The sequence below is a fragment of the Pseudomonas sp. 10S5 genome (assembly GCF_035019745.1).
In the GTDB taxonomy this organism is placed as follows: domain Bacteria; phylum Pseudomonadota; class Gammaproteobacteria; order Pseudomonadales; family Pseudomonadaceae; genus Aquipseudomonas.
Genome location: NZ_JASJVL010000021.1, coordinates 64,309 through 88,097 on the forward strand (window position 1 = coordinate 64,309; position 23,789 = coordinate 88,097).

The following is a 23,789-nucleotide window of genomic DNA, read 5'->3' on the forward strand; positions in this document are numbered from 1 at the left end:
TGATCATGAAGCGACGTTATACGGCGACAGTGCTGGCCGTCAGTCTGCTGGGGAGTCAGTCGGTGTGGGCTGTAATTCCGGTGACTGTGGACGCAAGTGTGCCTATCACCACGGAGGTAATGCCTGCTTTGACGACACTCCAAGCCACACTGGCTGAAATCCTGTCCACTGACACACAGATTGGTACTGCGATCGTACAGGCCAGCGACAAGCAGGTGAGTGCTACTACTGAGGCTTCGAGGGCACAGCGTGAAGCGGATATTTTTGGCCGTGAAACCGAGCGTTTGGAGCGTGCCCGGGGAAGTTTCACCGTAGCGGATAGTATCTGCAGCGAGTCGGCTTCCGGCGTGGCAGCAGCCGTGGGCAGAACTAGCCGGGCAGGGGCTTCGCTCCTTGCTGGCGGGCAAGGCGTTAGCAGCGCAGTGGTGCGTAATACCGTTGCTTCACTATCCGTAGCACCGCGCCAAGGTGGATATCGTAGCGCTGCAATGCACGCGGCCTACTGCACATCAAGCGAGGCAACGCAGTACGGCGGTACTGACTTGTGCCCGGGGGTTTCAGACCTACCAGGCGGGGATATCGAGTTGCGCTCGCTGTTGGACGGTGCCGGAGCTGTTGGTAAAGCTCCAGATCTGACATTCAATCAGGCCCAGGTGGATGCGGGGATGGCTTATATGAAGAACTCTGCGCGTCATGACGGAGGACGGGTGCCAGGAAAAGGTGAGATTCAGTCGGCTACCGGACGCGAATATCAGGGATTGATGACGCAATATAAAGCGATTCAAAGCGCAGCTGCACAGCCTCAACTCGATATTGTTGCGGCAAGTCAAGCTAATCCGGCTACGCATGACGCCCTGGCAGAGGCTTTACAAAGTCCCTCGGCCGCCCAATATTTTACTGCGACTGCCAGCTCTGAAGCGCAGCGCACTGGGGTGATGAGCGAAAGGGAATTTGAAGCGTTTGAAGTGGGTCGACGTTATGCCAATACAGCGTATGAGACTGACTTGCAGCAAATGGACGGTGACAACCTGATCCGGGAATTGATACGGGTGCAGAGCCTGAGCAACTGGCTGCAACTTAGCAGTAAAAATGAACAGCGTCAGGCCAGCATCATTGCCGGCCAACAGTTGGCTTTGGCGGCGGATGCTAAATATGTTCCGCAGTTGCAAGAGCTTGCCAGCAAAATGAGTTCAGGGGTGAGCGCAAATGCAAATTGACCCGAGTAATTCGCCAACCGCAGGAGGCGATGCCGTCGACGGGCACGAAAAAAAATCTGTGACGTCATTGCGCCGCGCCGGGCAGATTGGCCTTTCACTGATCAACCCTTTTTCAGACCTTATGGTGATCTACCGCAAAGGAGTAGTGCCGACGTTAGACAGGATGAAGCTGTTGCGCGAAATCGTGACCCCTTCAACGGCAGTTCGGGAATTGCTTAGTTGGGCACAGGCAGTGCAGCGTGCCGGTAAGCCCATCGAACAGCTAAGAATCTCTTTCAAGCGCATCCGTGCTGCATGGTGGTTCCTGATGGCTGTGCCCGGCATCTTGTCGATTTTGCTGCTGATGATGGTGATGGCCACCAAGTTCAACCTGCCCTCCGGGACCTTGATACGCGCATTGGTAACGACTCTGGTCCTAGTAGCGTTGGGCGGGATTGGTTTTGTAAAAACCTTGGTCGCTACCTACCGCTTGTGGCAGCTCGATGCGCAGCGCGTCAATGAAGAAGAACACGGCACCTTCAAAGATTTTTTGACTGAAAACCGCTGGTTTCTTCAAGTGCTAACGATCGGCTTGATCCGATAAGTCCTACTTCTCTGCTCTATTTGTGCGGCCCCATTCGCGGTCCGGCATAACACTGGAAAACGCTATGAAACTCATCAAACGATTTTGGTGGGTCGGTTTACTGTTGGTCTTTTCCCTGCCGGTGTTGGCCGACAGTGTTACTTATCAGACCATCAGTGCAGCCGCCCAGAAGAACAACGACCTATCCCGCCAAGCGCTAGTGATGATTTTTGGCGACGTGGTAATTCACCCGTTTGCACCATCGAAACAGACGCTGATCGGAGCCTTGTTTGCCACGATTAATGGCGTTTTGAGCGCAGTTGCAATGTTTTGGTTCTTGACCATCACCGTTAAAACCGTTGTGAAGTCAGGTCACCAAGGCCAGGTCTTCAACGGTGGCCGGTCCGCGCTGTACCCCATCATGACGTTTGCCGGCTTCATCTGTCTGGTCCCGACTGGATCAGGCTGGTCGATCTCACAACTGATCATGCTTTGGGCCGCGTCGGTAATGGGGATTGGCAGCGCCAATTTGCTGACCGATACCGCCGTGGACATGATGAGCAGCGGGTACTCAATGGTCACCCAGCCAACCGCGCCGGCTACTCGATCAGCTGCCCGGGGCATTTTTGAGATGAACCTGTGCAAATACGCAGTCAACAGCGAGCTGCAATCGCTGTATGCCGATGGGGTGGCCAACACTCCAATGATGAGCACCAAAGGTAGTCACGGCGATTACAGCACTGGTAACGGCAGCGCTGTCTGCGGTTCGGCTAAAACCCCGAACTCGGGGCGCAGCGGCGTGTGGAACCTCATGTTTGACAGCCAGGTGGACACCGATGGCGTGGTCACTGCACAAAAGCAAGCACTGGATACAATGCAGGCCACTCTGGATCAATCGGCCAAAGCTTTTGTAAGTACCTACTTGAGCAAGCGTGATCAGGATACGGGAAGCTTCCAGGACGCAGAAACCCAGATACAGAATGCCGCGGCCGCGTACGAAGACACGGTGAACCAGGCGCTGAACAAGATCGATTTTAAGGACACACTGCAGAGCCAACTTTCCAGCCAAATCAAAAGCAGTGGTTGGGTGGCCCTGGGCAGTTGGTACCACACCTTTGCCACTGCCAATAGCAAAACAAATGATGTCGCCAACGCAACCCCTATTGTCACGGGCCTGAGTGGTTCTGGTGAGCTGGGTACCAGCGACCTGTATAACCAGGTGTTTGCTGCCTATCGATCGCAGGTCCAAAACAGTCCCTACACTGCGCCGCTGGGGACACAAACAGCTAAGGACGATGGTGCCGCGGCCACGGCGGCAAATCCGAATGCAGTATTTGTGAGTGTATTCAAGTCTCCGATGCAGTGGTTAACAAGCTTGATTGCAACAGGAAAACTAGGCACGGATGCTGACTTTTCCGATCAAGTGAATCCGCTGATCAAAATGCAGGAGATTGGTGATGCCACCCTAGGCACCACCGAGATCCTGATGGCCGCGTATGCAGGCACCTGGGCAGTGGCGTCTATTGCCAGTAACTCTGGGGTGGGTTGGGCGTCGCACATCTTTGCGGTGGATACTGGAGCAGTGGTCAAGGACGTTATGAGTGCCATGGCTCCGCTGTTCTACTTCGTAATGTTTGCGTTGATGGCCATCGGTTTTTCACTGGCCGTGTTTCTGCCGGCCGTGCCATTCCTCTTCTGGATGGTGGGGGTATTCAACTGGATTGTCAGTGTATTAGTGGGCTGTGCGGCCGGCCCGATGTGGGCTGCCACTCACCTTGGTGCCGAAGAAGACAAGGGCAGCCGAAGTGCCTACGGCTACATCTTTCTTATCGACATGATGCTGCGACCTCCGTTGATGGTGCTGGGATTCTTCTTTGCGTCGGTGGCGGTCGATGCAGGCGGCACAATACTCAACCTCCTATTTCCTTCGGCATTGGCCAATGCCAACGCGGATTCGCTTGTTGGCCTGTTCAAAATGATTGGCTGGCTAATGATCTATGCGCGCATCTCGACCTTTGGCGTCACACGGTTGTTTGGTCTGCAGGCCTCCCTGGCGGATTACGTCATTTCGTTCCTGGGTGGACGTGAAGGAGCCAACTTGATGGGCGGAATGGTGGATAGCATGAAAGGTATGTTTGGCTCAGCGGGTGCCGGAGCTGGGCGTATGCCTAGCATCAAAAATCAATCAAGAAATCCGGGTGCTGGCGGAGGTGATGGGATTCAATGATCTAACAAGAGGCTTAAACTAGATCACCGATCACCGGTATAGCTGTTAACATTGTTGACAGCTATACTGCGTTGAGTGCTAATGTGCCACTACAGTAAGAGCGACAACTGATGAAGCCTGACGCTTCCCACCACAATCCTGATCCACGCTATTTACGTGGGTTGCTAGAACAAGCTGGGGTAAGCCGAAGTCAAGCTGCTCGTTTGCTTGGCATGACCCGGACCGGCTTTAACAATTACTTGCGTGATGAGTCTGAACCGCTGTACCGAGTAGCTGATTATCGGGTGCAGTTTGCTCTTGAATGTCTAGCTGACCCACAAGCTTGAAACACTTCAGTCTTCGAGGATGAGATCATGGTGCAACGTCTAAAAACGGCCAAAGAAGGGTGGTTCTGGCTCGCTAAAATGGTTTATTTGTTCACTCTCCCATTCCTGTTGTTTATCGGAGTGGTAACGCTTTACGCACTCCACTCGCCGAGAGCTGAAGCAAAAATTGCAGGTCTGCCTCTGTTCTCTCTGCTCGTTTGGGTAGGTGTTTTGATACCGGTAGCTGTGTTTGTCTATGGCATTTTCAGTCGCCGACGGTTGCTCAAGAGCATTACTACCTCGCTTCGGAGCGCGGAATACTTCAACCCGGATGCGACCTACGAGATGTATCACGAGGGGGATGGCAAGTACCTCGGCATCGATATCAACAACGGTACGATTTTGTACGTGCATAAGATCCGCAAGGGCGAAGTGGACGTGGTGCCTCTGACCATGGACGACTGGATCAACCGTGAGGTGGAAGGCAAGATGCTGCGTATCTATACCAAATTACCTCAGTTGCCGCGTATTGAAATCGCCACCCCTTGGGCACAGCGTTGGTACGATTCCTTGGGCGCGATGGAATTCAATCGCCGCACCACGCCGCACCCATTTGCCAGTTATGTGGGCAATCGATTGGCGAAACTGGAGCGGGATCATCAGATCCAGATTCCACGCTTCGCTTGAGTGCTCCATTCTTCTGATAGCAGCAGAACAATAGCCGATCGCTAACCACGCAGTTGGCTTCTATCGTTCTGATCTTTCCCGACGCGCTTTGCCTTCCGACACCGACCTTCTGGTCGGTGTTCTTTTTGTGGGACTAAATATGCAAAACAAACCTTCACAAGCTTCGTGGGAGAGCGAACAGGCGCACCTGCTCCTGGCGCTTTGTGCAGTGGTGCTTCTGTGCTGGCTCTTCTTCGACTCCTTTGTTTATTGGACCAGCTGGATGCTTTATTGGCTATGGATGATGGTGGATTTTCCATTCATCCACATGTGGGTTGGTGGGAAAATCAACCTGCTGGCCAGTCTCGCTAATCATGCAAAAGACACCACGTTTTCTGAGTGGTTGGATGTGATGAATCAAACGTCGACCATTCTGATGCTGTTCTTGGCCCCATTGGTAGTGTTCAGCAGTTTTAGCCTGGCTCAGCATCCGATGTTGCCGTTTCGCAGTAAACGGCTGGTGAACATCCATTCGCTGCCAGGTCTGGTGAGCGCGTTTGCCCCTTCAGTCATCCCGGTTTTAGCGGGATCAGGTGGGGACGGCCTTATGAATGACACCTCCCCCGAAAATGCTTGGGGACTGAAACCTGAAGAGTTTGCCGAGCAACACAACCTTATTCGCCGCCAAGTGCTTAATCGGGAGGCGGCGCGAGTCGTGTTTGAGGCGCAAATAAAAGGCCCCCCTCATGATGGCCTTAAGGGCTGGGCTCCCTACGAGCGTGCCTTGTTTGCTGTGTTTGGCGCGCAAGTGTTTTTAAACGATCGCAAGGCGGCCTTAAAGTTGCTCGATGATTTGAACCGATCCTGCCTGGTTAAAGGGCTCCTGCGTCGCAAGCAGCGCGATTTCCTACCGATCTACTCATTAGCCGACAAGATTTTTGCGCGCTTAGAAGTTGCTTCAGGCGTCGGTGAATGGTTACAAGTCCACGGTTATGTGCACACGGCCATGGCTGGGTTGTACGGTCGAGATTTGCGGTTGCCATCAGCGAAATTTCGGTGGCTAAAAGGCGTCGACCGCACCCTTTGGTATGCCTTACACAGCGCTGACACCGCGAAGGTGTTTGTCGAAGGTTCTGGCGTATTGGCCCAGGCGCGGGCAGAAAGCAAAGCTCAAAATCTAGGGCTGCCGCGCCCGGGGTTGTTGGTAAAGAAGGCCATCGAAGGACTGCAGACCGAGTTGGAAAGTATTGGATTGGTATTCCCGCGTGAAATTGCAGCTGCCAGACGCCGCTTGATCGTTATAGAGCCGGTAATGACAGCTATCTACGCGGTAGAAGCGCCTTTGGATAACGAAGGTGCATGAGTCGGTCTGCCTCTGACTACAAGCCTTAAACCGCCCCGCCTAACCACGCACAACAAGCACCTGCCACTCCGACGCCCGCGAGTACGTGGCCAAGGTGTGCCTGCTTTTTACCCATTTAGGGAAATCCAATGACCTCTGTCTCTCACTCGCAGTTTTCGGTACTTATTCAGGGCAATCTGTTGGTTGCCACGCAGGCAAAAGACAACGCTAAACGTACATTGTGCGTGCTTGACATGCGCCATAAGCCATCGTTCTACCTGGGTCGCGGCCATGTAGTTTGTCGTGATTCCCTGGGCCAAGAATTTACCCTTGACACCGTTAGTGGTGAAGATGCAAAGGACCTGCTCGCCGAGTTGCAGGCCGTTCAGCTGCACCATCACAAGCACACTAGAAAAATCTGGCACCTAACGAAATCGTTGCATCCCACTGCGCCGGCGGTAGCGGCGATGTTGCTGTTCTCGATTGGCGCGGCCGTAGGCCACTGGGGAGGGGGTTCGAGTGCCGGTGACCCGAGTGTTCGGGTGAGCGAACCGGAATTGAGCGCTTCCGCCGCGCTACCTACACCGGTTAATTCGAAGTTACTGCACGCTCAAACTAATCCTGTTCAGGCTGTTTCATCAATGGTGCCGGCTGCGGTCGCACCGGCAGACAATGGCTGGACGTTACCGGCTTCAATTCGAGCTACTTTGCCGGAGAAACTGCACAAAGCGGCAGAACGTAAGTTGTTTACGGTGGATTACTCCAGCGGCCATGCACGTACCTTGTTCGTTTTTGCAGATCCAAGTTGCCCCAATTGTCAACGCCTGGAGTCGTCGCTGCTGGCTGCTTCCAGCGCGTTCAACGTAGTGGTGTTCCCTGTTTCAGTTATTGGCAAGGAACAGTCGATTGCCGCCATTACACCAGTGCTGTGCTTACCGCCTGAACAGCGCAAGGCGGCTTGGTCAGCGTTGTTTGACCCTGGCCATGATGGTTTGAGCTTGGGTCGAGAGAAGTCTGCGTCAGATGAAGGTGCGGCCGAAGCCGGCGGTAAGCCAGGTGAGTGCGACGTGGCTAACAAAGCTCTAGGTATCAACGAAGTGGCTTACCAGACTTACCGCATTCCCGGCACACCTTGGGTAATTGCCGATGACGGCCGTTACGTCTCGCAAGCTCTGCTGCGTGATCCGGTCAAGCTGCAAGCATTCCTCGGCAGTGTGGAGGTTCCTCATGCGCCAGAATGACTATGCCGTAGACCGGGCACGGGTGAATCGGCGGATTTACCACTCTGCATTGAGCGAGTGGGCTATGGGCCCGGGAAGTCTGGCGTTGGGACTGGTGGCGGCGGGGGCGGGCGGTATTATCTATCCCATCAGTCTGTGGCTAAGCCTTCCTACCATGTTGATATGGGCGCCATCAATGTTGCTGGAGGGTTGGCAGATGCCGATGCGTATGCCCTCCGATATGGACAGCTTGGACCCGTCCACGCAGCGCCAGGTGCCAGGTAAGTTGTTCGGAGTTTTACCTATCACGACGATGAATACGGTGATGAGCAAGGCTGCTGGCATTCTGTACATGGGGTACCTGCGCGGCCGGGACGCAGGACGTGAGCTGTGGCTGTCGATGGATGACATGACACGTCACATCCTGATGTTTGGCACTACCGGCGCAGGGAAAACTGAGGCTCTGCTGGGATACGTACTTGGCCAGCTTGGTTATGGAAAGGGCCTAATTTATTCGGACGCTAAAGCTCAAAACGACGTGGCCTTGGCGATCGCCTCTCTGGCGCGACGTTTTGGCCGCGAAGACGATATTCGGTATATGAACTTCATCACCGGTGGTCGTTCCCGGGCGCAGGAGCTGCTGGAAGACACCAAGAACCGAGGCCAGACCAACACAATTAATGCCTTCGGTATTGCCGAAGAGACCTACATCATCAACCTGATGGATTCTATGCTGCCCCCGGCCGGTAACGACGGTGGGTGGCAAGAGAAGGCACGAGCCATGTGCCAGGCATTGATATTCGGCTTGGTCTACAAGTGCCGCCGTGAAGGAACGGTGATGTCACAGCGCACGATCCAGGCGCACTTGCCGTTACGAGCCATTGCCCAACTCTATATCCAGTCGGTAGAGCAACAGTGGCACGAAGAGGCGCGTTTGCCGCTGCAAAACTACCTCGGCACCCTCGCAGGCTTCGACTTGGCCAAAGTGGACTCACCGTCAGAGTGGGCTCCGGAAGCTTTGAACCAGCACGGTTACTTGATCCAACAGTTCACCCGCATGCTGGCCTTGTTCAACGACACATACGGCCATGTTTTTGCGCGGGATGCCGGCGACATTGACCTCAAAGATGTGGTGCACAACGATCGAATTCTGGCGATTCTGATTCCAGCCCTGGAGATTTCATCAACCGAGGCGGCCACATTGGGTCGGCTGTACGTATCGCAACTGGCGATGATCCTGAGTCAAGATCTGGGTGAAAAGCTTGAAGGCAAGCCCGAAGACATCATGGTTATTCGCAAATACAAAGACCGGTTTCCGTTCCTGTGGATCTGCGATGAAGTGGGTGCTGTTTACACCGAGAAATTGGGTGAGTTAGCCACTCAGGTGCGATCACTGGGTTACTGCCTGTTATTAGCCGGCCAAGAGGCGCAGCGTCTCAAATCCGCCGCCGGCGATAAGGTCTGGACCCTGATTGCCAACATGGGCACCCGTATCACCGGCAAGATCATGGACCCTAAGGATACTCTAGAGATCTTGCAGTTGATGGCAGGCACTGAATACTTACCGGAAATGAGCGGTATGGTGCGCCAGGCGGGTGTGATGGGGGGGGGCTGGGAAGAGTCTGGCCAGCTCAACCTGCGTGAGCATAAGAAAGTCAGCGTAGAAGAGGTGCAACAGCTGCAGGAAGGCGAAAATATCACCTTGTTCAGAGGGCAAGTAATTCGCGGCAGTTCCCTGTACATAACTGATGTCGACAAGCTCTCCAGCGAGGTTATGCGGATTAACCGCTTCATCGAGGTGCAACCGGCCGAGCTCGATGACTTGTTGGCCTGTGCCCCTCTTAAGGTGCAGCGCAGTTACCCACGGGCTGAGCGAGTTCAGCAGATACTTCGACATCTTGACGCAGAACCAGGACGCGCCGATTTGGTTAACGTGGTCCTGACAGATCCGTTGTTGGTCACGTTGAATGATCTGGGACAGGAATGGCACTACATCTGGAGCCGGCGTCCCAATGCGGCGGTACGCAGTACCCTGCTTTGGCAGACCGCACTGCAGCACATGCCGGCACGAGGCCGAGGCTATCGAGCGCAGACCCGCGTGGCGCAAGTATTGACGGTGGGTCGAAAGCGTCTGGACGGCTACCGGATGCAACATGTTGCGCCTAGCCAGGCGCCTATGATGCGAGAAGCTACTGGAGCACCGCAGGCATATGTTTCGCCTCAAGCACCTAGGTCACCTCGGATGGTAAAGCTACCTACCGAGCACGAACTGTCAGGCCCGTTGCAAATCAATGACGGGTTGCAGCCGCCGCCCGACTTATGGGATTAGCACTGCTGCCTAACGGCCCGTTGCGCGCTCTGCAGGCGCCTTGAGTGCTTAGGGGGTTTGCATACGCGAAGCCAATGCCTCTACCGACATAATAATTCGTACTCAACCGTTCAAGTCCACTTGATAGCCACGCTATCGAGTTACTTCTCCCTGTACGTCACTAAAGATTCTCACCGAAGAATCGTGGAGTTTTCGATGAGTGCCGTTTTGTCCTTTAAGCGTTGCGTGGGTGAGTCGCCGCCGATCTATGGCTCTCGCAAAGCCTATTGCTTCGTACGCCCAGATTACTCCGGGGCGTGTTGTCTGCATTACGAGGTTGAGAGCCAAGCCTTTATGGTGAGTTTTGCGAGTTATCAGCAGGCCCTCACGGCGGCAACGATGGCAATTTTTTCCCAGAAAGCGAACTTCCAGAACGTACGAATAACCGCCAGCAAGCAAGACATCGCTCTCAAACTGTATGGCAGTGCCAAGGCCTGGATCCATGAAATCGCCTAGTTCGCGGAAGGTGATCGACGATCCGACGGTTTAATACGGTGAACTTCTCAAGCTAATTCCTACACAGGCTAAGATTTACCACCTTGGCCAAGCTTGACGTACTACCGTAGAACTTCTAATCTCAGCCAGACGAGTATTACCGTATTACCATGGTATCGACCTATGACCTCCGAATCGAAAATCTCCGTCGTCAGCTTCAAGCTGGAAGAGCGAGCAAAAAGGCGTTTCGATGCTGCGATGCGTGCGGAGGGCACTACGGTGTCGAAAACCATTCGCGACGCGGTTTTGAAATTTTTGAATGAGGTGGACGAGGGCGTAAAACACCCTCAGTTCCGCCTCGATCTGAAAGGTTCTGCAGCTAAAGGCAACGATGAAAAGCATTGACTGATTTGCCGCCAACCAACTGAGAATTCAATCGTGTAAATATAGAATCGCAGAAACCAAAAAGCCCGGCTGGTAACCGGGCTTTTTGGAAAATCATGAACAGGTCTTTCTCTTTCGACGGTGAAAACCTGCTCAACACATCAATTGGTGAGCTGATTATGGCGCGCACTGCGGCTTCCTGCAAGTCGCAAAATGTCAACATAATTAGTTTTCCGCCGCAAGGCGTGGAAATGGAATCAACCTCAAATGCACATGGCCTGCATGTCTGGCAGGACAACAGCCATCGTGACAAGCCCAAAGCAAGCACATATTCGCCTTCAGAAAGATTCTTTGAGGATGGCACGGCCTTAAACCGCATTGTCCTTGAGGCCCCTTATCTCGCACGCTGCAGCGATAACAAGACCGCTACGCTTGTTCGCCCTCGCGAATATGCGCTCCGCTATCCCTACATGCAGATCAATCGCCCCGGGATGGTGTCGTGGCTCATATTTGACCTTGACCACACGAACTCGCTTGCGTGGGACGACGCAAGGCTTCCCCCACCAAATCTAACTGTTCGCAATAGGAACAACGGCCACTCACACCTCTACTACGCGATTCCATCGGTCTGTACGACTGAAAACGCTAGAGACAAACCCATCCAATACATGAAGGCGGTCTACGCTGCCTTTGCGATCCGCCTCGACGCGGACACGGAGTACAACAGCGGTCCTGTCGCCAAGACTCCAGGGCATCCGTGGTGGTCGACTACAGAGCTACACAATCACGTTTACGAGCTGGGTGAACTAGCCGACTACGTGGATCTGGAAGTTACACCCTGGAACAAAGGCCCTCAGTTAGACGACCTCCCCCACTCCAGACACTGCATTTTATTTGAGCAACTGCGCTACTTTGCATACAGCATCGTCAACCGAGAACGTGAACAGGGCTCGTTCGCTTCTTTCATGCGGCGTCTGGAAGCATTTGCACATAACCACAACAAATTTGCGCGAAACGGCTTTAGCGATGACCTGATGCAGTCATCGCTCAGGGCCACGGTTAAATCCGTGGCCCGATGGTCGTGGACGCGCTATTACGGGAGCACTAATTGCTGCCGAGGGGCAATGGAACTCGACAAATCCTTGCCCCTAGCCGAGCGGCAGAGCCTTGCAGCCAAGCGCACGCATGAGCTTCGTCACAAAGCCACCGAATCAAAGATCCGCGCCGCGTGCAGAGGCCTCCAGGAGCGAGGCGAAAAGCTGACACAAGCAGCGATTGCCGAGGTTGCGCGTGTCTCTCGGCAAACGGTGGCTAACTATAGCCACGTCCTGAAAGAAGTCTCCTGGCCACAGACTATTGGCATCCTGAGCGCAGCTCCAGGAGCAGCACAGGCCCTCAAACTTCAACCCAAGACCTTCGCCGGCACCGCCGATCGTGGACGCGAACGCAACCATCCCGCTGCCCCTGTAAGGAAGGCTATGGATGTTACGAATGGTGTACATCAGGTAACAGCCCGCAACGCGGCCGTTCTTGATCTTGGCTGTGTTGGTTCTGAAAGTGAAGATTCTTCATAGTGCTCGGCTGTGATAGGTGATGCGGCCGGGGGCTTGGGAGTTGGGCATCGTGGAGGGATTCAGGCATGAGAAACAAAGACAGCGTCATAGATATTATTCTCTTCCAAAAGTGGTGGAGTTGGGCTTCGCCAACCTGCCAGATTTCAACGTGGAGCGTGCTTTAACACTAAGTTTTATAAGGTTTGCGTCTGATCTTAAAGCTTCCATAGAATAGGCTTTGAATATGACTTACTAAGGAATACCCCATGCGTTGCGAGATTCAACTGTTGGACAGTGCTGATAAACCATGGTTTGAAGGATCCCGTGATTTGCCCGGTGAATACATCCTCAAATTGGTTGCCGATCGGAAGCCCTTACTCATGGAGAAAGGCCTTGAGTTCGCTTAAGCTGCTATCACCGGTTTTGGGGCAGCACTGGTTAAGGCGGTCAAGGCCGGCAGCAGTGAAAAAGCAATTGACCAAGCTGTTATCGAGTTTGCGTTGGCCACTGCATCTGTTGAAAGCTGCATGGGGATCGAGGACGAAGTATTGCTCAATCGCCAATTTAATCTGACGGTCTATGACAACGGTGCGGTACGGTACGATCGGGTCGATTAGTAGTCCGATCCGATTATCTGCGGAGTGGGCCTATCTGTACCTTTTCAGGAGGCCCATTAGCCACTTTTACCATTCCGATTTCTCAGGGGGACCGTCCTGTAGAAGCAATTGCCGCGAAGGCTGTTGTTGGTGATCTACCAATCCCGGCCGGATCGACGATTGATATGCAGGAATAACAGACCAAAGCACAATTTATTTTTTTGAATCAGGTTGCAGACATTGGCCCGGTTGGGTTTTTAGCGAATATTGGGGATATATTAAGTGAAGTACCGTGCTGATATAGATGGATTGCGAGCGATTGCTGTGTTAATGGTTCTACTTTTCCATGGAGGAATAACTTGGTTTCCATCCGGATTTATCGGTGTTGATATTTTCTTCGTGATATCTGGGTATCTAATATCAACAATAATTTTTCATTCATTAAAACTTGGCAATTTTAAGTTTTCCGAGTTTTATGCAAGAAGGTTATGGCGTCTGCAGCCGGCGATTGTGGTATTACTTTTTGCGACCTTTGGCATTGCCACTGTTTTGTATCTCCCGCTGGATTTTATTGATTTTGTCAAGAGCGCCAAATACACAGCTCTACTAACCTCAAATCAATTTTTTGAACGCACGACGACTGGTTATGCTGTGCCTGACACTGGCCAATTATTGTTACTTCATACATGGTCCCTGTCTATTGAATGGCAATGGTATCTACTGATGCCGCCATGCTTATGGCTCATGCATCGTTATATACCCAGTAGCATTATAAAGATAATTGTGCTCGTCTTAACCGTTTCCGCGTTGATAGTAGGAGTTTGGCTAACCAAAAACTACCCTAGCAAAGGATATTACTTTTTCTCTGTTCGTATTTTTGAGTTTCTGTTGGGCGTCTGTGCCACCACAGCTATCGCCGGGCAGGTAAACCTAGGAAGATATACGTCTTCCCTACTTGGCGGGTTATCTGTAGCAGCTATCCTCTATTGTGCAATGCTCAGCAATATTTTGTTGAGTTACCCCGATTACCATGCGGTGCTTGTGTGTACGGCTACGGCGGCCCTTTTGTACATTGGTGGTGGTCGCCAAAACTGGGCTACTCAGCTGCTGTCACTCAAACCCCTGGTCTTTATTGGGACTATTTCATACTCATTGTATCTGTGGCACTGGCCGGTATTCGCTGTAGGTCACTATATGGACATACAACCTACTGTATCTTCCATGTGCATTTCATTCGCAATTGTTTTTTTGCTGTCTCTGCTTTCCTACTACGCAGTTGAAAAGCGTTTCAGAAAAGTCAGACTTTCGTTTAAAAAGACAGCGCTTATGTTATTTGTGCTGCCTGCGGTTTTGTTTTCAGGGCTTTTCACAATCGCATTGAAGCTTGATGGTATGCCTATACGATTCGGTAGTGAATTAGCCAAGATTACCCGAGCTTTAAAAAGTGAAGAAGCTCCAGAAAGGCAGTCGTGTCTAGGGTTTAATTCAAACGGCGCCGATAAAAAATGTATTGTTGGTGATACCACCGCTCAAACTAATTCAATTTTAATAGGTGATTCATTTTCCAATCAATATTGGGGTTTAGTCGATATTCTTGCTAAAAACGCCGAAATATCTGTATTGACTCAAGGCACGTCGTCATGCCTTGCATTACCTGAAATTTATCTATTCGACTGGTGGAATTTCAAAAACACTGTGTATTCTGAGTGCCATGATAATGTAAAAAAATATTACGATCTGATCAAACAGAATCACTATAAATTTGTTCTCATCGGTCAGATGTGGAGTAATTACGAGGCGGATAATGTTATTAATGAGGTCGGTGATACTCGCTCGGTTGAATTGTCGCGCGCTAGAATCGAAAAAGCTTTCGAGAAAGCGCTCAACATTATAATTGATTCCGGCGCCACCCCCATTATAATTAAAGCAACATACGTCATGCCCACTCAGTTTATGGAATGTTTTTATAGCCATATAAAGTTACGTCGTGACCTTAAACCCGGTGAATGTCAATTCGAGCAATGGAATGGCGATAGTTCTGATTGGTTTAGCCGTCTTTTTGTTACTCTTAAGGATAAATACCCGTCGTTGGTAATTGTGGATCCGAAAGATGTTCAATGCGTCAGCGGTTCGTGTATGACAGATATTGGAGGTGTTCCAGTCTATCGTGATGTTGGCCACATAACCGATTTTGCGTCTTTCCATTTTGGCGAAATGTACTTAAAGAAATTCCAAAATCCACTCATCTTGAACCATCATTAGCCTACCAGTTAGGACTGGCGGTGTTTCTAGGGGTTAGAAGCCCTACAGATATTGCAAACAGCCCTGTGGCAATCATTAATCAGGTAGCCGGTGCTGTAGCGCGCAGCGCGGCAAGCCTTAGAAAGCGCTCTGCCCCACCAAGCCCCTTAATGGGGCTTAGTCAGTCCCAATGACGCCACTTCACGCCCGTTATGACGATGGTGTGCCTATATGAATCAGTTGAGAAGAACGTACACCCTTTCAATCTTATTGCATGCGGTTATCGTCAACGAGCGTATATCTTTCAGTCCGACTAGTGAGGCCATTTAAGAGGGCTGATTTTAACGCATTCGTGGTGATTTCTGGCAAAAAGACGCTGTGATTCCGCCCGGATCCATTCCTAGTGCAGCGGTGGTCAAGGTGCTTAAGCTTCTGGGACATCAGGTGGTTCTTCACCTTTCGTTTCATCATGCAGACGGTGTGTAAGCATTGTGCGGCAACCTACTTTCCGTGAACATGCCGAAAACATTGATGTTAGGCTTCGCTGGAGGCCTACCACCAACTCTCTCAGGATCGACCTCGATCCGCGTTTAATCCTGACAGAGAGCCCTATGACCGATATTCGTCGCGCAACATCCCTTCGCCCTGGTCAATTCAAACACCTCATTCGCGTTGCATCAGTTACCGGGCGAAATCCTGAGCGTGATGTGATGCTGCTATGGGTCACGCACACGACTGGTATTCGTGTCACCGAACTCGCCCAGGTCGAAATCTCAGACGTGCTTTACCCAAGCGGAGCGGTACGACCAGAGGTGTATCTGTCGTCGTCCATCACGAAGGGCTGTCGCGCCCGGAATATTTACCTCACGCACCCGAAATGCCTTCAAGCCCTTGAGCGCTGGTTTGAGGTACGTATGGCTCGCCGTTGGGGTTACACCGGCGCCAATGGGTATCGAGGCATGCGCCCAGGATCGAAGCTTGTTCTGAGCCACAAAGGGCAAGCCTTCGAACTTGCGTTCAAACATCGTCAGTTGGATAGCGGGCCAGAGGTATACAGGGCGTGTGATTCGCTGCAACAGGCTATTACTAGGCTTTACCGGCAAGCTGGGATAAAGCAGGGTTCTTCGCACAGCGGGCGTCGCTCGCTGGCGGCGAAGGTGCTGGCCGCGACCGGCGACGTAGAAACAGTGCAGATGATCCTAGGCCACGCCGATCTTGACCACAGCAAGCCTTACCTCACGGTAGATCTGGCAACTATACGGCGAGCTTTTGAAGTTGCATTGTAGATACTATGTTTATACATATATGCTTGTCATTTACTATTTACGTATCTACAATGAGACTACTTTTAGGAGGTGCTTATGGATGTCAAAGTTCAACAGTGGGGCAATAGTGCGGCGATACGCCTGCCGGCAACCGTGCTTAAGATGATGAATCTGGTCAGCGGCGATGTACTGAAACTCGATGTGTCCGCCGAGGTAATGACTCTCAAGCCTGCGAAAGCCAAGCCGCATTACGCGCTGGCCGAGCTGATGGCGCAGTGCGATTTGACCGCCCCGGAGCCTGCCGACATGGCCGCTTGGGATGCCATGTCAGCCGTAGGGCGTGAAGCGTGAGGCGGGCAAAATTCAACCGTGGCGACATTTTGCGTCTGAATCTGAACCCCACCGCTGGACGTGAGCAGCAAGGCGATTTTCGTCCGGCGCTGATCATTTCGCCTTCGGCCTTTAACGTCTCGGGCTTGGTCCTGATTGCGCCCATCACTCAAGGCGGTGACTTTGCCCGTTACGCCGGTTTTGCCGTGCCACTGAGCGGTTCAGGCACCGAGACGCAAGGCGTGGTGCTGTGCAATCAAATCCGCACCGTTGACCTTGAAGCCCGAGGCGGCAAGCGCGTGGAATCGGTCCCCGAGGTGGTAATGGACGACGTACTGGCTCGCATTCAAGTACTGATTGAGTAGCAGAGGAAAACGCCCAGTTACACCACACGCCCAGCCATCGCGCTGGGCCGAGGCCGTAGAGAGGATGCCATTTTGGCGTTCACCAAATCGAAGGACTGAGACATGCCGCTACCTAAACGTAAAAACATGACCCTGCGCGAGCAGGAAGCCGCCGCCAAGGTGCAGTGCTACGACTGGAATGCCACGCACCAGGAAGGCATTACCGTGACTTACGAAGAACGGCTTGGCTCGGGTGAAACGATCCAGACCAAAACCTGTGGCAAGGCATTCGTGATGTGCTGCGAGCCGGTCATCATGGTAGAGGATGTTTCGGGTGCTGTTTCCCTGGATCACTGCACCGTCGCCGCTGAACACGCGGCTGCGTAGGAAAGGACCTCGACACTATATCTGGTGTCGCAGACCAGCTGATCGAACACAACATCTAGTGATGAAAGGAAAGGATATGAGTATTCAGCCGGTTTACCGCTGCGGCGGTTGTAAAGAGTCTTTCGCATCCTTCTCGGCAGCGGCTGCGTGCTGCACTGCCGATTATGTTGAATGCCCGCTTTCTGAACTGCCGGTAGGCGCAGAGCTTGGTCACGGCAAGGCATATGGTTACGGCACCGTGTTCAGTGGTGGATGGGAAATCGTCCACAACCATGGCGTTCCAGATCAGCCAGTGAAGGTTTATCCGTTGCCAGAGTTGGTTCGCCACGCAATGGATCACATGTGCTCAGAACGTTACGAGACCGGTCAGTACGAGGCTAAGGCGGCAATTCGAAGCGCCCTTGGCATGAAGTGAGGGATAAGTCGCCCAGCCACACCCCAAGCCCCGCCTTCAAACATGGGGCTAAGGCAGTAAAAGCAGGGCACTTTCGGCTCTCATAATTGAGCAGGGAAACGACATGGAATTGGATGCACTGAACAAGTACCTTGAGGCAACTCAAGACCATTTAGGCGTGGAAGATCAACGTTATGGCGGAGGCTTCCGAGCGATTGTCGCCCATCGCTCGGCGACCGATTTTCTGTTCGACATGCTTGACGGTGGCGACTTTGAAGCGACTGAAGCAATGGCGTTTCTCGGCGAGAACCCGCTGTTCCCGTCTGCAACAGGGGCAACCCCGCAAGAAGCACTGCAAAATCTCAGTGCAAAGCTTGGGCTCCTTTACCAATTTGAAACCAGCACAGGCGCGTTCAAGTGGGAGGCTACGAGTCGCTTTCAATTGAAGGCTCAGTACAACGCCGATCCGGGAGAGGAGCGGGGCTGGTATGACGTGTCGTGGGTGGACATTGTTGGTGACCTGAAATCGAGCGCCCTCTATTACTACGAGGACTCCAAAGCCAAATGCAACGACAGCGAAAAGCGCGATTTGCATGCCTTGGTCAACTTCAAATATGAAGGTCAGTTCGCCAACCTAATGGGATAAGGGAAAATCGCGGTACCGCCCAAGCCCAGCCATGTGTTGGGCCGAGGCAGTAGAACGAGTAACGAACCATAGGAACCCCAGAATGCCAGTCACCACCCGAAAGCAACGCGATGCCTACGCCGACGTGCGCGAATCACTAGAAAACGAAGGCTACACCTCTGGCGACATGCTGGCCCAGGCGGCTATCCGTGAAGCGCTGTCGTTGATGGCTGCTGAAGGTGAGCGTCTTACCGCGTTTGCTCAGGATCTGGCCGCACGTCTCGATGAGGCTGACGAAGAGGCTGCATTGGACGCCGAAGATTCTTCGCGCGGCTGATGACTACCCATACCGAGTTAAGGGAACCCAGCATGCAAATCAAAGTGAGAGAGGGAGACGTGTTCCCGCTGAATCGGTCGCAACAGGTCTGGTGGGGAGATAGCCCGGAGGTGATGCAGGTTGCTCGTTTTGCGGGTCAGGAAATGATGGCCATCACCGATGATGCAGGGGCTTTCGAGTTGGATTACTTGGGCCACATCGGCAGCGGATTTGCCAGCATCGAGGACGCAAAAGCAGCCGCGCCGGAGTTCGCTCGCGCTGTGCTGGAGCGCCTGCGCAATCTCATTCAAGACGTGTAGGAAAACAGCTATGAATGATTCGAGCTACACAAAGTTTGAGGCCAAAGTGGTTGTTGAAGGACCGTATACCTCCGCTGCCCAGGTCTTCAGCCCAGCATCGTTATTGGAGCTGGCTTTGCAACATGCGCTGTTCAGCATGCCAGCCGAAGCGGTTGCGGATCTGGTGCGTAACACCACCAGTCGCATGCTGCACTCGCTTTCCTGCAAGCGTCGTAAGTCCGGAGACCTGGTGCGTTTGGAAGACGAAGATCCAGACGGGTACAACGGCGTTTATCAAATTTCGGTAGGACGCGGAGAGCCAACGGATTGTGTTTCCTGTGGCAACCCTTTGTGCAAAGAGTGGCCCACTCTTTTTGAGTTGACACTGGAAGGAACACAGACCGGCGAGTTTGCCTATCACGTTTCTGAATGCCAGATGCTCGACCCTCAAAGCGAACAGTGATCAGTTAACGGAAAAAACAATGACCCTCGATGAAGCGATGGATGAGGAAACGATGGTGACCCGTGTGAACGCTGAACGTGAATGCCGGAAGCACTCGCTCGATCCGTCTGAACTGTTCGTCGAGCTAGGCGACCACACCGAGTACAAGACCCGAGATGTGCTTCGCTGGCTCGGTTACTGAACCCAAGGAAAAGAATGCACCATGAAGCTACGACTAGTTCAGAGCCCTACGCAGTCGGGACAGGCCCCCGACACAGCTAAGCGCCGAAAGCAGTTAGTCCGGATACGACATTGCGCACGATTCTTCTTTGCACGCCCTTTTCCCGGACCGCGCATGATATTTGCGCTGGTTTTTGCAACGGCTGTCAACGGTCTCGCTGTATGGGCCTTGGGTAACGGCTGGCCTTCAGGTTTGGCAATGTGCGTAGCATTTGCGGCGATGCTTCGCTACGGAAGCGCAGCTAAGACCTGGGGGGGCAAGATCGACATTTGCCTTGCTGATTATGACCCGTTAGACAGAGAAGCTTATAGGCGGTTGCAAGCTACCGCCGAAATGGAAGGACTATCGCCTTGGTCCTTGGACGAGTGGTTGAGCCTTGAATACGCTGCTCTAGATTCGGCTGACGGGATTCAGCCAAGCTCGGCGCACCAGAGCCGCTTTCTGAGGAAAAAGGTATAGGAAATTCAAAATGAGCGAACAGCCTAGCCTCACCATGAGTCGGGTACAGCGTCAAATCGATCTGATTACTAATGCAGAGAACACGCACACGATGCAGCGCGCTTATGACGTTGCATATGGCTATCTGTTGGCCCTGCGTGACGAGGGATTGATCGATAGCAGCGAGTTTTCCGCATTAGATGCGCAGGCCAATGAGGCCGGTAACGCATGGGTAGAGAATGGGCTTTTATCTGAAGATCTCCTTTGCCTTGCCGAGGATGGCTCTAAATGCTGGCTCGCTGATGACCAGGCTAACCGGTAGGAAATTCATCGTAATGTTCGAACGTGACGTTGACGTAAAATTACTAGTCATCGATGGCCCTTCTAAGGGGCAACGCATGGCTCAACCGGGAGAGCAGTTCACCGTTGAAGTAGCTAATGGTACGAGCAAAAACAAGGTTCGTGTTACTTACTGCTTGCGCCGCCATAGGCAGCTTGGCTTAGTTTGGGCCTCGCCAAACAACAAAAGTGTTTTAACTCTTCAAGGGTAGGAAAATCCCGAGAAACACTCCAAGCCCAGCCGTCGAACGTTGGGCTGAGCCATTAGAGAGACGCTACTTTTGCGTCCGCGAAAAGGAACGAGTGATGAGCACTGAATACGAAGAGATCGACTTTAAGGAGGTGGTGGCGGTGAGTTTTGCTGCTGGCCAAGGCGTCATTCAGCTGATGCCCAACATGACCGACGACCAGATTTTGTGGTTGATCAAAGATGCCTGCACCATGAGCAAGGGTATGGCGTTCCAGGTTATTCCACCACGGACAAACTGATCACGGAAAGGTAACACTAGGTACACCCAAAGCCCCGCCGTCAGAGCCCTTGACCACGGAATGGTTGTGCCGGTCGTGCTCCGAAGGCCCTCCAGGGGGTTATGCCGAGATAAAGGAAAATTAGGACATTCGCTCTGCAACCTTATGATGTGTATACAGTTTAATTATTATTCTGTGTTGCCCGTCCTCGTTCCAGGTTAGCCGGCTATGCTGAGGGTTTTGCTTTTTCTTGAGGGACAAACTCCATGGCCTCTCTGGAGCGGACAGCCTATCCGAAGCTGCCGGCGAATCTGTCGTCGAAAGAGCTTCATCAGAGTTACTCGCTCTCAGAATCGGAGCTCGAATGGCTTTCTAGAACGGCTAAAAGCCCTGCTCTTACCATTGGGTTAGCCGTTCTACTTAAAGCATTCCAACAGCTGCATTACTTCCCCGCTCTCGACGAGATTCCAGCTGACATCGTCAATCATGTCAGGTCTTGCCTGAGTTACGGGGTGCGCATAGTTCCTCGTTATGCGAATCCCCGAACCCTGTACCGGCATCAAACAGCTATCCGCCAATATCTACAGATCACCCCGTTTTATGGGAGCGATGCCCTGAGAATTGCGACGGAAGCCGCCCACGAAGCGGTAGTGGTCCTTGATCAGCGTGTTGACGTCATCAATGTTCTGATTGGCGAACTGCTTGAGCGTGGCTACGAACTCCCGGCCTACTCGACGCTCAATGACGCGGCTGAAGACGCCCAAGTTGCTCTCCAAGATAAAATCTTCAATCGGGTCGTCGATAGAGCGCCGATTGATGTGATCTACCGTCTCAAAGAGCTTCTAGACACAGATTTCGGGCGTCGCCAAAGTGACTTCAATGCCCTGAAGCAGATCCCCAAGAAGCCCTCTCGCAAACACTTGGAGATACTGATCGACCACTTAAGTTGGTTGGAGGGATTCGGTGATCTCGATGCCATCTTTGAGGGAATCGTTGATACCAAAATCTGGTTTTTTGCGAATCAAGCAGAGAAGGCGGATGTTTCTGAACTTAAGGATTATTCGTTTCCAAAGCGCTACACCTTGATGCTGGCTCTGATCTACCTCATGCGTGTACGAGCACGTGATCACCTTGCTGAGATGTTCATCAAACGAATCGCGACCATCCACAAACGAGCCAAAGATGAGTTGGAGCAAATCCAGCTACGTCAGCGCAAAAAACTAGAGTTGCTCGTGGCCACCTTGGATGGTGTGATTCAGATTCTCAGCCAAGAACCAAGTGATCAGGAAGCTGGCAGCCTGATTCGCGAGTATCTGTCTCCCGAAGGGAATCTTGATCACCTTCGCGAGGCCTGTGCTGAAGTCCAGGCCACGGGCGGCAGTAACTATCTGCCGCTACTCTGGAAGCACTTCAAGTCCCATCGTTCATTGCTGTTCCGCCTGAGCCACCTGCTGCAACTGGAGCCAACAACCCAGGATCGCTCGCTGATCGAGGCTCTGCGGTTGGTCCAGGACAACGAGAACCTGCATAGGGAGTGGGTCGACGAGCATGTGGACTTGTCGTTTGCCTCGGACCGCTGGATCAAAGTCGTCCGGCGCGCCGCCAGCGAAGGGCCACCGACCAACCGGCGCTTCCTGGAAGTCTGCGTGTTTTCCCATCTGGCCAGCGAACTTCGCTCTGGCGATATCTGTGTACTAGGCTCGGAGTCGTTTGCTGACTACCGCAAACAGTTACTGCCTTGGGATGAGTGTCTAGCGCGTCTGCCGGAGTACTGCGAAAAGGTCGGCCTGCCGAGTACTGCCAAAGAGTTCGTTGCCCGTTTGAAGGAGCAACTTGAGAGTACCGCTCAGCAATTGGATGACAAATTTCCCAATTGCCGTGGCGACGTGTCGATTAATGAGGCAGGAGAACCGGTGCTGCGCCGGGTAGTCGCCCGTGACATCCCGCCGTCAGCGATCTCGCTACAAGCGGCGATCACTCAGCGTATGCCTGCCAGGCATGTGCTCGACATCATGGCCAACATCGAACACTGGATTCAGTTCACTCGCCATTTCGGACCGATGTCGGGGAGCGATCCCAAGCTGAAGGAGCCGGCCGAGCGCTACCTGATGACGATCTTCGCCATGGGGTACAACTTAGGCCCGAACCAGGCCGCTCGCCACCTGGCGGGTAACGTGACCCCGCACATGCTGTCTTACACCAATCGTCGGCACCTGCCACTCGACAAGCTGGATAAGGCCAACCGAGAGTTGGTCGAACTCTATCTCCAGCTCGATCTGCCCAAACTCTGGGGTGACGGCAAGGCGGTCGCGGCCGACGGGACTCAATTCGACTTCTACGATGAAAACTTGCTCGCCGGCTACCATTTCCGTTATCGCAAGATGGGCGCTGTCGCCTACCGGCATGTGGCAAATAACTACATTGCCGTCTTTCAGCACTTCATCCCACCCGGTATCTGGGAGGCTATCTATGTCATCGAGGGTCTGCTGAAAGCGGATCATAGTGTTGAAGTCGATACGGTTTATTCAGACACGCAAGGCCAGTCTGCAACAGTGTTTGCATTCACCCATTTGCTGGGGATCAATCTAATGCCGCGCATCCGCAACTGGCGCAACTTGGTCATGTATCGGCCCGAACGCTCGGCCAAGTACAAGCACATCAACAGCCTGTTCACTGATACCGTCGACTGGAGCCAAATCGAGACCCACTGGCAGGATCTGATGCAGGTGGCGCTGTCGATTCAGGCCGGCAAAATATCCTCGCCAATGCTGCTGCGTAAACTCGG

Annotated in this window: 27 protein-coding genes; all 27 read left to right on the plus strand. The window is 52.9% G+C overall.

All coding sequences use genetic code 11. The features are described from left to right. Nucleotides 1-5: 5 nt before the first annotated feature. The gene (traW, locus tag QN378_RS20155) at nt 6-1,217 is read left to right on the plus strand and encodes a conjugal transfer protein TraW (RefSeq protein WP_323551154.1); all 1,212 of its coding nucleotides are present in this window, start codon (nt 6-8) and stop codon (nt 1,215-1,217) included. Then, on the plus strand, nt 1,207-1,800 hold the full coding sequence (traX, locus tag QN378_RS20160; RefSeq protein WP_323567444.1) for a conjugal transfer protein TraX: 594 nt from the start codon (nt 1,207-1,209) through the stop codon (nt 1,798-1,800). Before traW ends, traX begins: the two co-directional genes overlap by 11 nt. A gap of 64 nt (nt 1,801-1,864) precedes the next feature. Continuing rightward, entirely contained in the window at nt 1,865-4,006 is a 2,142-nt protein-coding gene (locus tag QN378_RS20165) for a DotA/TraY family protein (RefSeq protein ID WP_323567443.1), read from the plus strand. 110 nt (nt 4,007-4,116) lie between these two features. Further along, nucleotides 4,117-4,332: a hypothetical protein gene (locus tag QN378_RS20170; RefSeq protein ID WP_322207018.1), complete on the plus strand. Its 216-nt coding sequence runs from the start codon at nt 4,117-4,119 to the stop codon at nt 4,330-4,332. A 24-nt stretch (nt 4,333-4,356) separates the two neighbouring features. Beyond that, nucleotides 4,357-4,998, plus strand: a complete 642-nt coding sequence (excA, locus tag QN378_RS20175) for a plasmid IncI1-type surface exclusion protein ExcA (RefSeq protein WP_416194851.1) — start codon at nt 4,357-4,359, stop codon at nt 4,996-4,998. A 139-nt stretch (nt 4,999-5,137) separates the two neighbouring features. Further along, nucleotides 5,138-6,340 (plus strand): conjugal transfer protein, encoded by a 1,203-nt coding sequence (locus QN378_RS20180; RefSeq protein WP_322207016.1) that lies wholly within the window; start codon nt 5,138-5,140, stop codon nt 6,338-6,340. Between the two features lie 128 nt (nt 6,341-6,468). Continuing rightward, nucleotides 6,469-7,560 carry a DsbC family protein gene (locus QN378_RS20185; protein WP_323551111.1) on the plus strand — a complete coding sequence of 364 codons (1,092 nt, stop codon included), beginning with the start codon at nt 6,469-6,471 and terminating at the stop codon, nt 7,558-7,560. Continuing rightward, nucleotides 7,547-9,868, plus strand: coding sequence for an F-type conjugative transfer protein TrbC (gene trbC / locus QN378_RS20190; protein WP_322207014.1), 2,322 nt, complete (start codon nt 7,547-7,549; stop codon nt 9,866-9,868). The genes QN378_RS20185 and trbC overlap by 14 nt, the downstream gene beginning before the upstream one ends. 195 nt (nt 9,869-10,063) lie before the next feature. Then, the gene (locus QN378_RS20195; RefSeq protein WP_323551165.1) at nt 10,064-10,363 is read left to right on the plus strand and encodes a hypothetical protein; all 300 of its coding nucleotides are present in this window, start codon (nt 10,064-10,066) and stop codon (nt 10,361-10,363) included. 162 nt (nt 10,364-10,525) lie between these two features. Continuing rightward, nucleotides 10,526-10,747 carry a ribbon-helix-helix protein, CopG family gene (locus tag QN378_RS20200; protein ID WP_322207012.1) on the plus strand — a complete coding sequence of 74 codons (222 nt, stop codon included), beginning with the start codon at nt 10,526-10,528 and terminating at the stop codon, nt 10,745-10,747. 230 nt (nt 10,748-10,977) lie between these two features. Further along, nucleotides 10,978-12,300 (plus strand): replication initiation protein, encoded by a 1,323-nt coding sequence (locus tag QN378_RS20205; protein ID WP_416350650.1) that lies wholly within the window; start codon nt 10,978-10,980, stop codon nt 12,298-12,300. 245 nt (nt 12,301-12,545) lie between these two features. After that, entirely contained in the window at nt 12,546-12,686 is a 141-nt protein-coding gene (locus QN378_RS20210; protein ID WP_323551149.1) for a hypothetical protein, read from the plus strand. 471 nt (nt 12,687-13,157) lie between these two features. Further along, nucleotides 13,158-15,137 carry an acyltransferase family protein gene (locus QN378_RS20215; RefSeq protein ID WP_323567441.1) on the plus strand — a complete coding sequence of 660 codons (1,980 nt, stop codon included), beginning with the start codon at nt 13,158-13,160 and terminating at the stop codon, nt 15,135-15,137. A 590-nt stretch (nt 15,138-15,727) separates the two neighbouring features. Then, entirely contained in the window at nt 15,728-16,402 is a 675-nt protein-coding gene (locus QN378_RS20220) for a site-specific integrase (protein ID WP_323551133.1), read from the plus strand. 75 nt (nt 16,403-16,477) lie between these two features. Then, entirely contained in the window at nt 16,478-16,732 is a 255-nt protein-coding gene (locus tag QN378_RS20225; protein WP_323551134.1) for an AbrB/MazE/SpoVT family DNA-binding domain-containing protein, read from the plus strand. Beyond that, the gene (locus QN378_RS20230) at nt 16,729-17,076 is read left to right on the plus strand and encodes a type II toxin-antitoxin system ChpB family toxin (protein ID WP_323567440.1); all 348 of its coding nucleotides are present in this window, start codon (nt 16,729-16,731) and stop codon (nt 17,074-17,076) included. The genes QN378_RS20225 and QN378_RS20230 overlap by 4 nt, the downstream gene beginning before the upstream one ends. A 102-nt stretch (nt 17,077-17,178) precedes the next feature. Next, nucleotides 17,179-17,442 (plus strand): hypothetical protein, encoded by a 264-nt coding sequence (locus QN378_RS20235; protein WP_323551161.1) that lies wholly within the window; start codon nt 17,179-17,181, stop codon nt 17,440-17,442. 76 nt (nt 17,443-17,518) lie between these two features. Then, the gene (locus QN378_RS20240) at nt 17,519-17,857 is read left to right on the plus strand and encodes a hypothetical protein (protein WP_323551162.1); all 339 of its coding nucleotides are present in this window, start codon (nt 17,519-17,521) and stop codon (nt 17,855-17,857) included. A gap of 103 nt (nt 17,858-17,960) precedes the next feature. Then, the gene (locus QN378_RS20245) at nt 17,961-18,482 is read left to right on the plus strand and encodes a hypothetical protein (protein ID WP_323567439.1); all 522 of its coding nucleotides are present in this window, start codon (nt 17,961-17,963) and stop codon (nt 18,480-18,482) included. Nucleotides 18,483-18,564: 82 nt separating this feature from the next. Beyond that, on the plus strand, nt 18,565-18,798 hold the full coding sequence (locus QN378_RS20250; RefSeq protein WP_323551151.1) for a hypothetical protein: 234 nt from the start codon (nt 18,565-18,567) through the stop codon (nt 18,796-18,798). A 32-nt stretch (nt 18,799-18,830) separates the two neighbouring features. Then, on the plus strand, nt 18,831-19,097 hold the full coding sequence (locus QN378_RS20255; RefSeq protein ID WP_132834105.1) for a hypothetical protein: 267 nt from the start codon (nt 18,831-18,833) through the stop codon (nt 19,095-19,097). A 10-nt stretch (nt 19,098-19,107) separates the two neighbouring features. Further along, the gene (locus QN378_RS20260; protein ID WP_323551152.1) at nt 19,108-19,539 is read left to right on the plus strand and encodes a hypothetical protein; all 432 of its coding nucleotides are present in this window, start codon (nt 19,108-19,110) and stop codon (nt 19,537-19,539) included. A 19-nt stretch (nt 19,540-19,558) separates the two neighbouring features. Then, nucleotides 19,559-19,720, plus strand: a complete 162-nt coding sequence (locus QN378_RS20265; protein WP_323551153.1) for a hypothetical protein — start codon at nt 19,559-19,561, stop codon at nt 19,718-19,720. 508 nt (nt 19,721-20,228) lie between these two features. Further along, on the plus strand, nt 20,229-20,519 hold the full coding sequence (locus QN378_RS20270) for a hypothetical protein (protein WP_323567438.1): 291 nt from the start codon (nt 20,229-20,231) through the stop codon (nt 20,517-20,519). Nucleotides 20,520-20,532: 13 nt separating this feature from the next. Then, on the plus strand, nt 20,533-20,748 hold the full coding sequence (locus tag QN378_RS20275; RefSeq protein ID WP_323551144.1) for a hypothetical protein: 216 nt from the start codon (nt 20,533-20,535) through the stop codon (nt 20,746-20,748). Nucleotides 20,749-20,842: 94 nt separating this feature from the next. Further along, complete coding sequence (locus QN378_RS20280) at nt 20,843-21,025, plus strand: hypothetical protein (protein ID WP_322207078.1); 183 nt, start codon at nt 20,843-20,845, stop codon at nt 21,023-21,025. Between the two features lie 245 nt (nt 21,026-21,270). Next, on the plus strand, nt 21,271-23,789 hold a 2,519-nt coding region (locus QN378_RS20285), incomplete at its 3' end, for a Tn3 family transposase (protein ID WP_323567437.1).

Excerpts from the sequence above, each read along its gene's own strand:
- QN378_RS20200 (WP_322207012.1), top strand. The coding sequence starts at position 10,526 with ATGACCTCCGAATCGAAAATCTCCGTCGTCAGCTTCAAGCTGGAAGAG.
- QN378_RS20240 (WP_323551162.1), top strand. The coding sequence starts at position 17,519 with ATGAGTATTCAGCCGGTTTACCGCTGCGGCGGTTGTAAAGAGTCTTTC.
- QN378_RS20255 (WP_132834105.1), top strand. The coding sequence starts at position 18,831 with ATGCAAATCAAAGTGAGAGAGGGAGACGTGTTCCCGCTGAATCGGTCG.
- QN378_RS20165 (WP_323567443.1), top strand. The coding sequence starts at position 1,865 with ATGAAACTCATCAAACGATTTTGGTGGGTCGGTTTACTGTTGGTCTTT.
- traW (WP_323551154.1), top strand. The coding sequence starts at position 6 with ATGAAGCGACGTTATACGGCGACAGTGCTGGCCGTCAGTCTGCTGGGG.
- QN378_RS20205 (WP_416350650.1), top strand. The coding sequence starts at position 10,978 with ATGGAATCAACCTCAAATGCACATGGCCTGCATGTCTGGCAGGACAAC.
- QN378_RS20270 (WP_323567438.1), top strand. The coding sequence starts at position 20,229 with ATGAGCGAACAGCCTAGCCTCACCATGAGTCGGGTACAGCGTCAAATC.
- QN378_RS20220 (WP_323551133.1), top strand. The coding sequence starts at position 15,728 with ATGACCGATATTCGTCGCGCAACATCCCTTCGCCCTGGTCAATTCAAA.
- QN378_RS20235 (WP_323551161.1), top strand. The coding sequence starts at position 17,179 with ATGCCGCTACCTAAACGTAAAAACATGACCCTGCGCGAGCAGGAAGCC.
- QN378_RS20245 (WP_323567439.1), top strand. The coding sequence starts at position 17,961 with ATGGAATTGGATGCACTGAACAAGTACCTTGAGGCAACTCAAGACCAT.
- QN378_RS20180 (WP_322207016.1), top strand. The coding sequence starts at position 5,138 with ATGCAAAACAAACCTTCACAAGCTTCGTGGGAGAGCGAACAGGCGCAC.
- QN378_RS20260 (WP_323551152.1), top strand. The coding sequence starts at position 19,108 with ATGAATGATTCGAGCTACACAAAGTTTGAGGCCAAAGTGGTTGTTGAA.
- QN378_RS20185 (WP_323551111.1), top strand. The coding sequence starts at position 6,469 with ATGACCTCTGTCTCTCACTCGCAGTTTTCGGTACTTATTCAGGGCAAT.
- traX (WP_323567444.1), top strand. The coding sequence starts at position 1,207 with ATGCAAATTGACCCGAGTAATTCGCCAACCGCAGGAGGCGATGCCGTC.
- QN378_RS20195 (WP_323551165.1), top strand. The coding sequence starts at position 10,064 with ATGAGTGCCGTTTTGTCCTTTAAGCGTTGCGTGGGTGAGTCGCCGCCG.
- QN378_RS20250 (WP_323551151.1), top strand. The coding sequence starts at position 18,565 with ATGCCAGTCACCACCCGAAAGCAACGCGATGCCTACGCCGACGTGCGC.
- QN378_RS20280 (WP_322207078.1), top strand. The coding sequence starts at position 20,843 with ATGAGCACTGAATACGAAGAGATCGACTTTAAGGAGGTGGTGGCGGTG.
- QN378_RS20210 (WP_323551149.1), top strand. The coding sequence starts at position 12,546 with ATGCGTTGCGAGATTCAACTGTTGGACAGTGCTGATAAACCATGGTTT.
- QN378_RS20170 (WP_322207018.1), top strand. The coding sequence starts at position 4,117 with ATGAAGCCTGACGCTTCCCACCACAATCCTGATCCACGCTATTTACGT.
- QN378_RS20265 (WP_323551153.1), top strand. The coding sequence starts at position 19,559 with ATGACCCTCGATGAAGCGATGGATGAGGAAACGATGGTGACCCGTGTG.
- QN378_RS20225 (WP_323551134.1), top strand. The coding sequence starts at position 16,478 with ATGGATGTCAAAGTTCAACAGTGGGGCAATAGTGCGGCGATACGCCTG.
- trbC (WP_322207014.1), top strand. The coding sequence starts at position 7,547 with ATGCGCCAGAATGACTATGCCGTAGACCGGGCACGGGTGAATCGGCGG.
- QN378_RS20275 (WP_323551144.1), top strand. The coding sequence starts at position 20,533 with ATGTTCGAACGTGACGTTGACGTAAAATTACTAGTCATCGATGGCCCT.